Source organism: Paraburkholderia solitsugae, from assembly GCF_013177695.1.
In the GTDB taxonomy this organism is placed as follows: domain Bacteria; phylum Pseudomonadota; class Gammaproteobacteria; order Burkholderiales; family Burkholderiaceae; genus Paraburkholderia; species Paraburkholderia solitsugae.
In genome coordinates this window covers 80,492-92,985 of sequence record NZ_WOEY01000122.1, presented here as the reverse complement: position 1 = coordinate 92,985, position 12,494 = coordinate 80,492, and the positions used below count along the sequence as shown (strand labels likewise).

10 protein-coding genes are annotated in these 12,494 nt (G+C 60.8%); 7 read left to right on the top strand and 3 right to left on the bottom strand.

What is annotated here, in order from left to right:
• The 5 genes from GNZ12_RS30850 to GNZ12_RS30830 all read left to right on the top strand — a co-directional run.
• The coding region (locus tag GNZ12_RS30850) for a reverse transcriptase domain-containing protein (protein WP_216673435.1) at positions 1-777 on the top strand (777 nt) is incomplete at its 5' end.
• Positions 778-944: 167 nt separating this feature from the next.
• Complete coding sequence (locus GNZ12_RS30845; protein ID WP_172315911.1) at positions 945-1,223, top strand: hypothetical protein; 279 nt, start codon at positions 945-947, stop codon at positions 1,221-1,223.
• Positions 1,224-1,486: 263 nt separating this feature from the next.
• Entirely contained in the window at positions 1,487-2,410 is a 924-nt protein-coding gene (locus GNZ12_RS30840) for a LysR family transcriptional regulator (protein ID WP_172315910.1), read from the top strand.
• A 233-nt stretch (positions 2,411-2,643) separates the two neighbouring features.
• Positions 2,644-3,279 (top strand): alpha/beta fold hydrolase, encoded by a 636-nt coding sequence (locus GNZ12_RS30835; protein ID WP_216673434.1) that lies wholly within the window; start codon positions 2,644-2,646, stop codon positions 3,277-3,279.
• 280 nt (positions 3,280-3,559) lie between these two features.
• Positions 3,560-5,305, top strand: a complete 1,746-nt coding sequence (locus tag GNZ12_RS30830; protein ID WP_172315908.1) for an ABC transporter ATP-binding protein/permease — start codon at positions 3,560-3,562, stop codon at positions 5,303-5,305.
• A 37-nt stretch (positions 5,306-5,342) separates the two neighbouring features.
• On the opposite strand, the gene GNZ12_RS30825 is transcribed toward GNZ12_RS30830, so the two are convergent.
• Both GNZ12_RS30825 and GNZ12_RS30820 read right to left on the bottom strand, forming a co-directional pair.
• Positions 5,343-6,143: an acetoacetate decarboxylase family protein gene (locus GNZ12_RS30825; protein ID WP_172315907.1), complete on the bottom strand. Its 801-nt coding sequence runs from the start codon at positions 6,141-6,143 to the stop codon at positions 5,343-5,345.
• 261 nt (positions 6,144-6,404) lie between these two features.
• A complete protein-coding gene (locus GNZ12_RS30820) occupies positions 6,405-7,001 on the bottom strand; it encodes an HD domain-containing protein (RefSeq protein WP_172315906.1) in 597 nt (198 codons plus the stop codon).
• A gap of 102 nt (positions 7,002-7,103) precedes the next feature.
• Between GNZ12_RS30820 and GNZ12_RS30815 the strand changes: the two genes are divergently transcribed.
• Positions 7,104-7,997, top strand: a complete 894-nt coding sequence (locus tag GNZ12_RS30815) for a LysR family transcriptional regulator (protein WP_172315905.1) — start codon at positions 7,104-7,106, stop codon at positions 7,995-7,997.
• 231 nt (positions 7,998-8,228) lie between these two features.
• Entirely contained in the window at positions 8,229-10,934 is a 2,706-nt protein-coding gene (locus GNZ12_RS30810) for a DNA-binding protein (RefSeq protein WP_172315904.1), read from the top strand.
• Between the two features lie 97 nt (positions 10,935-11,031).
• On the opposite strand, the gene GNZ12_RS30805 is transcribed toward GNZ12_RS30810, so the two are convergent.
• The gene (locus GNZ12_RS30805; protein ID WP_172315903.1) at positions 11,032-12,159 is read right to left on the bottom strand and encodes a porin; all 1,128 of its coding nucleotides are present in this window, start codon (positions 12,157-12,159) and stop codon (positions 11,032-11,034) included.
• Positions 12,160-12,494: the final 335 nt, after the last annotated feature.

The window sequence follows — 12,494 nt, the reverse complement described above, 5'->3', positions numbered from 1 at the left end:
ATGGTGGCTCACCGAATAGGTGACCCGGTCATCCTGCGCCTGATTGGCAAATGGCTGAACGCGGGCTTCATGGCGGGCGGAGTCGTGACGCGAACGGAAGAAGGATCGCCCCAGGGCGGGCCAATCAGCCCGATCCTGGCAAATATCTACCTGCACTATGTGCTTGACCTCTGGTTCGAGAAGAAGGCCACGAGGATGTGCGAGGGCGAGGCGTACCTGACGAGGTTTGCGGATGACTTTGTGGTGAACTTCCAATATCGGAGCGACGCAGACAGGTTCGCGAAGAGCCTGACTGATCGATTCGGGAAATTCGGTCTGGAGTTGGCTGAAGAAAAGACGCGGCTGATGCGGTTCGGGCGTTTCGTCCGGGCCGACCTGGCGAAGACTGGCGAGAAGCCAGACAAGTTTGACTTCCTGGGTTTCACACACGTGTGCGGAGTTGACCGGGGTGGCAAGTTTGCCCTGGTGCGGATTCCCTGCGTCAAAAGCTGCCGGAAGTTCCTGGCCAAAACCAGGGAATGGCTCAAAGGGCACAGGCACTGGAAGCGGCGGGATCAGCAGCGTCAACTCACGACGATGTTGCGCGGCTTCTATCAGTACTTCGGGCTGCACCACTGTCAACGGAAGCTCGACGTCATCCGTCGGGAGGTCCAGCTACAGTGGGTTCGCACCCTGCGACGGCGCAGTCAACGCCATCGTATGTACTGGAGCTACCTTAAGAGTCGATCCTGGTTCGAACTACCTCAGGCGGGCTCGACACGCCATGCGACGGTATGACTCGCCTCCCATGAGTGCAACCTGGGGAGCCCGTTGCGGTAATTCCGCACGGCGGGTTCTGCGAGGGGGGACGGGTACAAGAGGACAATCCTCAAGGCCCGTCTCTACCCACCACAGTGTTGTTGGCCGTACAATCTGGCGAAAATTTAAGAGCCCCGGAGGGAGCAATGCTCGTCGAAGTATTCAAGCGCACCTTATCGCTTTCGATTCCCACTGCATTGATCTTCTTCGTCATTCAGTATCATGAAACAGGCAGGATGACTGCCTTCGGAATAGCGGCGTCCCTCGTTATATTTCTGGTTACGGGCATGGCCTTTGAGGGGCTGAATGTGTGGTGGACACGGCGCTTCGGGACGGGCAAGGGCTCGGGCATTGTGCGGGCCGCGCTCTGGTCCGCTGCGGCAGTCTGCCTGTTTTTATTCTTTCGCCACTCAGACCGCGGCTGATTAGAGGCTACCTCGTCCGAAGGTGAACGGCGTGCCAGCAAGACCACGCCGCATCTCCGCTGGAATTACAAATTAGATCTGTACAAGTGAGAGGGCCGGGGACTGCTCGTCGCCCGTCGTTTCGGATCCGGCGGGTTTCGAGGTCCCGGGGGCTTGCCCGCATGCCAGGCGCCACCCTTGTCTTTATCGTGCACGGTAGCAGCCTCAAAAGGGCTGGTCGAAAGTTCCGTGCTTCGAGTGATGAACGAAGAGGCTAATACAGCATGAAGCCCCTGGATCTGACCCGCTTCGATCTCAACCTTCTGGTTGTACTTGAGGCGCTTTGGGCCGAAAGGCACGTCGGCCGCGCGGCCGAAAGATTGCATTTGTCCCAGTCCGCAACCAGCCACGCCTTATCGAGGCTGCGTACCGCTTTTGCTGATCAGCTTTTCATTCGTAACCCCCGCGGGATCGCGCCGACACCGCTGGCCATAGAGTTAATGCCGAGAGTGGCGGCGGTGCTCGAGTCGGTCAGGCTCGTCGCCAGTCCACGTGGCCCGTTCGATCCAGGTCGTTTGCAAGCGATGCTCTCAGTGGCGGCCACCGATCACGCCGTATTGACCGTCATCGCCCCTGCTCTGGCCAAGATCCAAGCCGCTGCGCCGGACGTCGTGCTGAGGCTCAGGCCGGCCGATGTCGAATCCGCTCTGCGCATGTTAGACGCCGGCGAGCTCGACATCGTGCTAGGGTCGGGCTCTTTTGCCCAGATCCCGCAGCGCTTTGATTGCCAGCTTGTCCATAAGGAGCGTTTCGTCGGGATCGCGCGCAAGGGCCACCCAGCTCTGGTCAAGCGAGGCAAGAAGCTGCACATGGAATTGGATGACTTCGCTCGCCTGCCCCACATTCTGGTCTCGCCGCGCGGCGATACACGGGGCGCTGTCGACGATGCGCTGGAGAGCCTCGGTCGTACCCGCAAGGTGAACGTCACCTGCCCCAGCTTTCTGGCTGTTCCGTTCATGGTCGGCGCTTCGCAATCGATTGCCGTTGTTGCCGAGCGGGTCGCATTGCAGATGCAGGAGACCGCGCAGCTGAGCCTTTTTGAGCTGCCCTTGGCGCTACCCACTTGGGAGGTGCTCGTTATTCGAGCCCGAGGGCGCGCCAACGAGCCCGCCGTTGAGTGGATTACGAACATGATGATCGCCGGCTAAACATAGGCGGGGGCTTGCCGCGGCCGGAGCGACCCGGGGCCATGAATCTCGTGCATCGACATGGTGTGTAAATGCCATTGGATCGAATGCCTCGGTCCTCCTAGAGTTCGGTCGTCGTTTATTGAACCCGCCAAGCGTACCCCATGAAAACAGAGCCCACCTTGGTCATGATCCCTTGCTTCGCAGGGGCCGCGTGGCAGCTTAACCAATTGACCCACTTGCAGAGCCGCCCCATGCGTACCCTTCGTTTGCCGGACGACGTGTGCGAGCTGGAAACGTTGGCCGACTTCATCGCTGACCAGGTGAAGGACCTCGAGCGCTATGTGTTCGTTGGCGATTCGTACGGCGCGGTCTCCGCGATCGCGGTTGCGACGCGGCAGCCGAAGGGCCTTAAGGGCCTGGTGCTCTCCGGTGGTTTTGCCAGGAGCCCGATCACGTCGCCCTTGCTCAAGACGCTGGCAGCGCTTGTACCGTTCTTCCCCGGGCCCTTTTACCGACAGACGACCCTTCGGGTCCACGCAGCGCAGTTGGCTTCGTCGTTTGACAAGGAGGGGGAGATCCCCTGGTCAACCGGAAAGAGTCGCGCCTTCTTCGTCAAGGAGACGCCCCACAAAGCCTACGTCAACCGCATGCGCTCGATCGAGAAGGTGGACTATACGGCCCTGCTGAAGAAGATCGACGTCCCCACGTTGATCCTGACTCCCGAGGAAGACAGGCTGATCGGCGAAGAAGCCGCGGGGATCCTCCTGAAGGGCATAAAGGGTTCGCAGGAAGTCATCATGCCGCGCACCGGCCACATGTTCCGGTTCTCGCATCCTGGCGCCTACTCTCTCGAGATCAGGAAGTTTCTGGAGCGGGCATCGCTTTAAGCGTATGCACACGGCCGTGGATAGCGTTTCCGCTGGCAAGTTGCGCGCGCCTTCAACGCACTGACGGCTCGAATGTCCGGTTCCGGGCACTTTACCTCGATGAAAATCGCATCGGCGGCCGGACGGATCGCGCCCTACAATCATCTCCATGTCCGCTGGATGCACCTGACCAGGCTCGAAAACGCGCTCGCATACGCTGCCGCAAGGCAGCCAACCATGCACGAATCGGACAATCACCCCGTGCACTCGGTCCGTATTCACTGCGCGTTAAGAGGTGCTAATGAGCAACCCATCTTCCGCCCCTGCATCCGTGCAATCAGACCGTGTCTCAGCGTGGAGCCTGATCAGACCGTACTGGGTCTCCGAGGAACGCAGAACCGCGTGGGGCCTGCTGGTCACGATCATCGCCATGGACCTGATTGCGGTCGGCATCAACGCCCGGTTGAACACGTGGAACCGCGATTTCTACAACGCGCTGGAAGGCAGGAACGTGCGCGATTTCCCGCAACTGATGCTGTTATTCAGCGCGCTCGCGTTCGCGTTCGTCGCGCTTTCCGTCTATAACCGCTATCTGCGCCAGATGCTTGGCTTCCGATGGCGCCAGTGGCTGACCACGCGCTATCTGCAGGAATGGCTGGGCGACGGCACGTTCTACCGCATCGAGCGCGACCGCCTCACCGACAACCCTGACCAACGGATCGCCGTCGACCTCGAGTCATTCGCCAACACCACACTTTCGCTCACACTCGACCTGCTCTCGACGCTCGAAACACTCGTCTGGTTCTCAACCGTCCTATGGAGCATCGCGGGCGCGCTGACCGTCACGATTGGCGGCACGCCCGTCCAGATTCCTGGCTACATGCTCTGGGCAGCCATCGTCTATGCGATTGCCGGCTCGCTCCTGACCAACAAGGTCGGTCACCCGCTTGTGTCGATCAACTACCAGTTGCAACGCGTCGAGGCGGATTTCCGGTTCGGCCTGATTCGTTTGCGGGAGAACGCCGAGCAAATTGCGTTCTACGACGGTATGCGGGCCGAGGCGTCGACCGCCCAGGACCTGTTCGGCCGGATTCGTGAAAACTGGTGGCGCGTGATGAAGTACACGCGGCGCTACAGCTTCGTGCTCAATTTCTATGGTCAGATCGCCGAGATCTTTCCGATCGTCGTGGCGTCGCCCCGTTATTTCGCTGGCTTGCTCAGTTTCGGCACACTGATGCAAATCGCAGACGCATTCGGCTCGGTTAGCGATTCGCTTTCGTGGTTCGTCAACAATTACGACACGCTCGTCCAATGGCGCGCAACGGTTAATCGTCTGCGCGAGTTCAAGCGCGTCATGCGGGACCCTCATTGGAAGGAGTCCGTGTCGCCCGCCACCGAGCATGGCGGCATCAACCTGCACTACGTCGACGAGAACCAGCTCGCCACGCACAACGTCACGCTTGCGCTGCCCAACGGCGAGACGCTCGCGAGCGTGCGCGACATCGCCGTCAAGCCCGGTTCGCGCTGGCTCGTGCGCGGGCCGTCCGGCTCGGGCAAGAGCACGCTGTTGCGCGCGCTGGCGGGTCTCTGGCCGTTCGGAAACGGCTCGATCGACGCACCGGTGAACGCGCGCATGATGTTCATTCCGCAGCAGAGCTATCTGCCGGTTGGCGCCTTGAAGGCTGCGCTTACCTATCCCTCAGCGGCCACCGACTTCAGCGACGAAGCATGTTGCGAAGCGCTGCGTCTGTGCCGGCTTGAAGGCTACGTTGACCGATTGCACGAGTCCCAGCATTGGTGGCGCATTTTTTCTCCTGGCGAACAGCAGCGGCTAGCGGTCGCACGGGTGCTGATGCACAAGCCTGACTACGTGTTCCTCGACGAAGCAACGAGTGCGCTCGACACTGAGAACGAGATGTATCTGTATCGCCTGTTGACGGAACGATTGCCGAATGGGGCGATTGTGAGTGTCACGCACCGCAAGTCGCTTGCGACGTTCCACCAGGAGACTCTCGATATCGCGCGTGCGCGCGAGCAGATCACATAACTTGGCCCCCTGCTAACTCAGGGGGCCTTCGAGACAATCATCCGACGTAGTTCTTCAGAATGCGCAGGCCCGTCACGGAGTACGCCATACCCAGCCGATAACCCCGGCCGACGCGCAGTGGCGCAATCAGGTGCATGTCCTCGCCGCCGACTTCGGGAATCTTCAGTTCAGCCGAACCGGCCCAGACATCCACGATCGCGAGATTGTCCGTGAGCGACATGGTGAGTTCGTCGACCGGTGGCTTGTCCCAATGGCCGGCCGCCAGTTGGGGAAAGTAGCGGCGCATCGTCGTCGGCCGGTTGAAAACGGTCGCCGGGTTAGCGAGCGGTTCCTCGAGCTGGATACGGGCGGTCGCCAGCCTTTCCCCGTGCGCGGACACACTGGCGCCGAAGCGACTGCCTTTGGCAAGCGGCGCTGCGGCCAGGCTGGGCGCGGCGAAGCTGCGAGTCTGATAGACGCTGGCGAGTTTCTTGGGAAACCCCTGTGCCCATCCGCGGGATATGGCGGCATCGTTATCCACGAAGATGTACGGGCAATAGTTGACCGGAACACCCTCGAAGACTGCCTCGACCAGAACGAATGCCTCGCGGTATTGATACCGGGCGGGGTCCGTCAATTCGTCATTGGAACCCGTGAACTGCCAGTCCAGAAACCAGAAGAAGGCGCGCCCTCCTGATTGCTCGTCCACCGTGACGCCTGGCGGGAGGAGCGCCGCGATCGCCTTCTGGTCGGCCCAGTATTCGATGGCGAGACAGTCGCTGGAATAGTGCCACGGCGGCACCGTCGCCAGTGCGGACTCTCCTTGCGGAGTAATGGGAACTGAAAACGCTTTAGGCATCGCTTTTCCTCCTTGATCGCGGCGACGGAAAGTCGCTGCACATGGAATCCTGACGTTCCTTGGGCGCGCCGCGTATCACCTGACGCGGACCGTTCGAGGATACAACTCGCGGCCAGGATGCGATCCGCCGTAGCGCTCGATCCGCCGTGCCGCGCGTGAGGTCATAGTGCCGTGCCTTGCCTGCTAACGCTTTCGAAATCGCACGACCGGTTAGCGTAAGCGTCCGCAACTGTTTCCTCGGGGTGGTCCGGGATGAGACGCTCAGTCGATTTTTTCGAATGCGGCTTTGTACAGGGTTCGCTTCGGCTCGGCAAACACTCGCCGCACCATCGGTTCGAAGAACTCCAGCGGCAGCGTTTCCGCATCCGGATCGAAGGCCGCCGCGTCATATTTTTCGCAGAAGTGCGCGGTACGTTTGAACAGCTCCGGCACGTCGCGGTACTGATCGCGCAGATTGCGGTCCATGCCCATGTGGTGGAAGAAGTAATACCCCTGGAAGATCCCATGGTGCTTGATCATCCAGTGATTTTCCGCGCTGACGAAGGGCTCCAGCAGCACGGCTGCAACGTCGGCATGGTTGTAACTTCCCAGCGTATCGCCAATGTCGTGCAGCAGCGCACAGACCACGTATTCCTCGTTCTGGTTGTCGCGATGCGCCAGCGTGGCAGTTTGCAAGCTATGCGTCAGACGATCGACAGGAAAGCCGCCAAAGTCGCCATTTAGCAAACACAGGTGGTCCAGCAGGCGGCCAGGCAGTCCTTTGGCGAACGGCCCAACCTCATTGCCGATGATCGCCCAATCCTGCTCGGTACCCTCGCGCATATGGCGGAACGCGGCGCACGGTTCATTGTGTTCCATGGAACGACTCCTTCTCTGTGTGATTGGAGCTTCATTATTTGAGCGAGGGCGATATAAAATCCAATAACTGGAAAGTCCAGATCCATAACTCCAGGGAATGGCATGATTGATGGCGACCTGACCTATTTCCTGACCGTCGCGAGTACCGGTACGCTGGCACGCGCCGCCGAACAGCTGGGCATTTCTCAGCCGGCCGTGACCAAGGCCATACAGCGGCTGGAGCGCAAGGTGGGGGTAACGCTGGTCGAGCGCACCGCACGCGGCTCGGTATTGACCGAGGCGGGCAAGATATTCCATACACGGGTATTGGGTGTGTCCCTGCAGCTCGATAGTGCGCTGCAGGAAGCGCGCGATATGGGTGGAGGACACGCGGGCCTGCTGCGCATCGGTGCGACGCCGGCCACCACGAGTTTTGCGCTGCGCTCGCTGTTCCCAACGCTGCTGGTGGAGCGGCCCGCCGCACGCGTCAGTGTGACGACAGCGTTTGGCGACGTGCTATTGGACGCCATCGACAAGCGTGAAGTGGAGCTGGCTGTATGCCCGTTGCCCGAGACATTGGACGCGTCCATGGTCAAGGAGGTGCTGTATGACGATCACTACAGCTTGATGGTTAGCACCGGGCACCCTCTGGCCAAGCGCGAATCGGTCACGCTAGACGACCTGGTGGACTGCGAATGGGCCGCGTCGAGTCGACAGGAATTTGCACGCGTGCAGATCGAGCAAGCCTTTGCAAAACAGGGCCACCTGCCTATGCGCATTGTGGCCGAGGCCAATAGTTTGGCCGCGTTGATTCTTATCGTATCCACTACGCAGCTGGTCAGCTTTATCAACGCGCGCAGCTTCGACCCTGGCCCCCTGCCGTTCGACATTGCTGTGCGCCCGATTCAGTTCGACGGCCTGCAGCGTCGGGTCGGACTGATACGAAGGGCCGGCTACCTATCCCCGATCGCGCAACGCGCCCAGGAAATTTTGCGCAACGCAGCCCGGGAGTTGTAAGCCTATAGGCCTCGCACCTGCTCGTCCGACGCTGCCGGGATATCACCCATAATGTCGGTCACACGCTGTACTGCGCGGATGACGTCGGTCATCGTGTTGCCGGTTTTTTCAGCGAACGGCGAGTCGCGCGGAATGAGCCAACCCGCAATCCTTTCATCGGAAATAGTGCCGGGTGGAGTAACGTATTGGGACTCAATTTTTCGTCAGGTCAAAATGAGCTTTGAGGCGCTTATGTCTACGGATGCAGACACAATCACGGACGAACTCGTCGCCGGAATCGCAGATCGCATGGTCGAAGAAGGCCGGAAAGTGTCCCCAGTGACCATTTGGCCGGAGATTCCTGGCGGTTCGATCGTTGCCATTGCGGCAGCTTTGCAACGCTGGCGCGACGCGCGGCAGCCTGTCACGCCCCACGTGCAGGTTCAGGCCCGGTTGCCGGAGCAGATTGTCGAAACCATGATGAGCGCCGCGGATCGGCTCTGGATGGCCGCCCAAGGCGAAGCCGACAAGGCGGTCAGTCAGCACCTGAGTGCCGTGAACCAGCACCTCGATACGGCCCACACGGAACGGGATGAGGCGCTTGCCGAGTATCAGAAGACGGTGGCGGAAGTCGAAACCGGGCGTGAGCGGCATAGCGCGCTGACGAGCGCGCTGAGCACCGCCGAGGATACGTCCACGCGTCTCGCGACGGAACTCGCGGCGGCGACCGGTCGTGCTGAGGCTGGCGAGGCTCGCGCGGAAGAGCTGGCGCAGCGTGTGTCGGTGGAAGAGGCCGCGCTGGAGCACACGAAGGCTGAGCTTGATGAGGAGCGTCACGCGCGTGGAGAGTTGGCCGCTGCTGTTTCCAGCCAGAACGACGAAATAGCACGGATGAAGCAGGAGCTCGACGAGGCGCGGCAGGAGATCACCTCGTTGGGCTACGACTGTCAGGCGAAATCGGCTGAAGCGGATAGAGCGTTGCAGGAGGCTAGCGAGGCTTCGTCGCGCGCAGACGCTGCGACGGTGCAGGCGAACGAGAGCCTTGCGCGGGTTGCCGCGCTGGAGGCCGAGCGGGATGAAGTGCGCTTTTCGCTCGAAGCTGAGCGCCAGACAAGCGCGGCGCGGAGCGAGGAAGCGTTGATTCAGTTCGACGAATTGCAGCGCGTTGGGCGGGAACTCGAGGCGGCGCGGGAGCAGGTCAGCGCTATAACTGAGGCGAAATCGGCGGTGAGCGCTGAGCTGGCTCAGGTTTCGCAGGACGCGTCTGCTACGAGCGCCGAACTGGCCCGGGTCTCGCAAGACGCGTCTGCCGCGAAGGAGCGGGCTGAGGCTGCGGAACAGCGTGCTGAGGCCGCCGAGCAGCGTGCGACGACGTTGGAGCAGCGTGTTGTAGAAGTCGAGCAGGCGAAGGCGGACGAAGCAGAGCGATGGGCGCAGGAAGCCAGCGCGGCTTCGTTGCGTGCGGAGGCTGCTGCGGTGCAGGCGCGCGAGAGCCTTGCGCGGGTCACTGCGCTGGAGGCTGAACTGGAAGAGTCGCGTACTGCGCTTGCCGCAGAGCGCCAGACAAGTGCAGTGCGGAGTGAGGAAGCGTCGGTTCAGCTTAACGAGCTGCAGCGCGTCGGTCGGGAGCTCGAGGAGGCGCGCGTTTCGCTCGAAGCAGAGCGCCAGGCGAGCGCGGCACGGAGCGAGGAAGCGTTGGTGCAGCTCAACGAACTACAGCGCGTCGCGCGCGAGCTCGAGGATACGCGCATCGCACTCGAAGCAGAGCGCCAGACAAGCGCAGCACGGAGCGAGGAAGTGTCGGTTCAGCTTAACGAACTGCAGCGCGTCAATCGGGAACTCGAGGCAGCGAGGGAACAGGTCAATTCCATGACTGCCGCGAACACAGCCGCGATCGCTGAACTGGCTCAGGTTTCGCAGAACGCGTCTGCCGTGAGCGCTGAACTCGCCCAGGTCTCGCAAGACGCGGCTGCCGGGAAGATGCGGGCAGAGGCCGCCGAACAGCATGCGGCGTCGTTGGAGCAACGCCTCGCAGAGGTCGAGCAGGCGAAGTCGGCCGATGCGGAACGATGGGCGCAGGAATCCAGCGCGGCTTCATCGCGCGCGGAAGCTGCTGCGGTGCAGGCGAGCGAGAGTCTTGCGCGGGTTACAGCGCTGGAGGCTGAGCTGGATGAGTCGCGCACTGCGCTCGCTGCAGAGCGCCAGACAAGCGCAGTGCGGAGCGAGGACGCGGCGGCCCAGCTCAACAAACTGAAGCGCGTCGCCCGGGAACTTGAGGAGGCGCGAGTCGCGCTCGAAGCAGAGCGCCGGACAAGCGTGGAGCGGAGCGAGGAAGCGTCGATTCAGCGCAACGAATTGCAAGGCGTCACTCGAGAACTCGACGCAGCGCGGCAACAGGTCAACGCCATGACGGAGGCGAAATCGGCCTCGAGCGCTGAACTGGCTAAGGTTTCGCAGGACGCGTCTGCCGCGAGGGAGCGGGCAGAGGCCGCAGAACAGCGTGCTGCGACGTTGGCTCAGCGCCTCGCAGAAGTCGAGAAGGCTCGCGCGGAAGAAGCGAGACGCGCCCAGCAATTTGCCATTCAAGCGGGCGAATCCGCGAAGGCCGAGGAAGTCGCCGAGTTACAACGCCAGATATCGGCGCAGGCCAAAGCGCATGAGAAGGCCTTTACCGAGCTTCGCACGATTGCTGAACAGTGGGTAGAGCATGCCAAGGATCTGAAAGAACGACTCGGTTCGGCAAACGAGAAGCTATTGTTCATCGACTCACGCAGCACTGGAGAAGTGGCGCTTATCCGGAAGCTCTCGTCGGAACTTGAGCGGCTTAAGCCTGATAGTGAGTTGATATCCCGGGACACGCAGCAAAAGCTGATCGGCGCTTCAATGGCCGAGCGGCTTGCCCAGAAGGGCTATCGGTATGACCCGGCGACGGCGGTGATGTCGAAAGTGGAGCGCTGACTTTCTGCAGGCCATCGATACCGCCGGCCAAACCATCGAAGCCCGCCGGATCCTTTGATCCGGCGTTCTGCGCCGTCGTGCAGGCAAGTCACCCTGCTTACCATTTATGCCGAAGTCCGATCACCGCTGAGACTTGCGACTTGGTGGTGGACGGGGAAAGCGAATAGATCTGCGCGTACTGCGCGTCACCCGCCGCTTTCTGATAGATGCCGACGAGGAAGACATCGGTGCGCTTGCTGAGCAGGTAATCCACGCCGGTATTCACCTGATGCCACTTCGGACTGTTGTCCTGCGGATGGTATTGCCCGGTGGTGAAGATATACGCGGCGCCCAGAATAAGTTGCGGCGTCACATAGTCGGTCAGCGAAACCTCAAAATTCTGAAGCGTCAGGCGCGACGTGTCGACATAGTCGAATCGCGCGTTGGTATAAAGCAGCGATAGATTCGCCGGCCCGAACGCGTAAGCGCCGCCCGCTCCAAACATTCTCTGCTTGCTGACGCCAGCATTGGTCGCCGGATTCGTGATGAACGGCGACGTGAAGCCATAGTCGTTAACCACTGCGCCGTTTGTGTTATTGGCGTCGTTCGGTGTATTGACCTGAAGGTACGCCAGGCCGGCTGACAGCGGCCCATTGCGATATTGCACCGCGGCGCTATAGGCGTTGTTGTCGGAGAAGCCGCCCGCCTTATTCGAGAAGCCGTAAAGCCCTTCGAACTGAAGACCTTTGTAGTCGATGCTCTTGTACTGGACTGCGTTGTTGATCCGGAACGTGTCGAACACGTTATCACTGTCGCCAATGTGCGCACCGTACGCCGCGAACTGGCAGGCCGACGAGAATACACACAGTGTTACCGCCTCGTCGTATTGACGGCCTAGCGTCACCGTCCCGAGGGTATCCGACGACAAGCCGACAAAAGCCTGACGGCCAAACTCACGGCCGCCCTGCGACAGTGCGCCAGTCGCCACGCTGTAGCCGCCTTCCAGCGTGAAGATGGCCTTCAGACCTCCACCCAGATCTTCTACGCCCTTCATCCCCCAGCGAGGCGTCTGCATCGGGCCGCTCGCGAATTGCCACGTCGCGTGACCTTGCTTGTCGGCCCCTTTCTGGTTGTTCGCATAGACGATGCCCGTCGAGATCAGCCCGTATAGGGTCACGCTGCTTTGGGCGGATGCCGTCTGGCAGAACAGGGCCATTGAGGCGAGAACAAAGATGCGTCGATTCATGATTTCCTTTGAGTGCTTGTTTTGGGAAAGTGAAAGCAAATACTTGAATCTGAATTGTTTTTAGGATGACGAAACAAAGACATTGCGCAGCGAAGACTTTGTGTCTCCGATGACCGTCTCAGCTTTCTCGGGTGAATGGACAGCTCAGCCTGGCGTTCCCGCGCCGCGACGGTCTGTCACTACCACTGCCTTTCGGTAATCGACCTGTACGGCGATGCGGATCTGGTGCGATTGCTGGCGATTCTTGCGGAACAAAATTCGCGACAGCTAGCACCGAATTTGACTACCAGTGCTCGAATTTTTAGCGCATCGAGGGCTCAGAGATGCGCGAATCG

Excerpts from the sequence above, each read along its gene's own strand:
- GNZ12_RS30845 (WP_172315911.1), top strand. The coding sequence starts at position 945 with ATGCTCGTCGAAGTATTCAAGCGCACCTTATCGCTTTCGATTCCCACT.
- GNZ12_RS30840 (WP_172315910.1), top strand. The coding sequence starts at position 1,487 with ATGAAGCCCCTGGATCTGACCCGCTTCGATCTCAACCTTCTGGTTGTA.
- GNZ12_RS30835 (WP_216673434.1), top strand. The coding sequence starts at position 2,644 with ATGCGTACCCTTCGTTTGCCGGACGACGTGTGCGAGCTGGAAACGTTG.
- GNZ12_RS30830 (WP_172315908.1), top strand. The coding sequence starts at position 3,560 with ATGAGCAACCCATCTTCCGCCCCTGCATCCGTGCAATCAGACCGTGTC.
- GNZ12_RS30825 (WP_172315907.1), bottom strand. The coding sequence starts at position 6,143 with ATGCCTAAAGCGTTTTCAGTTCCCATTACTCCGCAAGGAGAGTCCGCA.
- GNZ12_RS30820 (WP_172315906.1), bottom strand. The coding sequence starts at position 7,001 with ATGGAACACAATGAACCGTGCGCCGCGTTCCGCCATATGCGCGAGGGT.
- GNZ12_RS30815 (WP_172315905.1), top strand. The coding sequence starts at position 7,104 with ATGATTGATGGCGACCTGACCTATTTCCTGACCGTCGCGAGTACCGGT.
- GNZ12_RS30810 (WP_172315904.1), top strand. The coding sequence starts at position 8,229 with ATGTCTACGGATGCAGACACAATCACGGACGAACTCGTCGCCGGAATC.
- GNZ12_RS30805 (WP_172315903.1), bottom strand. The coding sequence starts at position 12,159 with ATGAATCGACGCATCTTTGTTCTCGCCTCAATGGCCCTGTTCTGCCAG.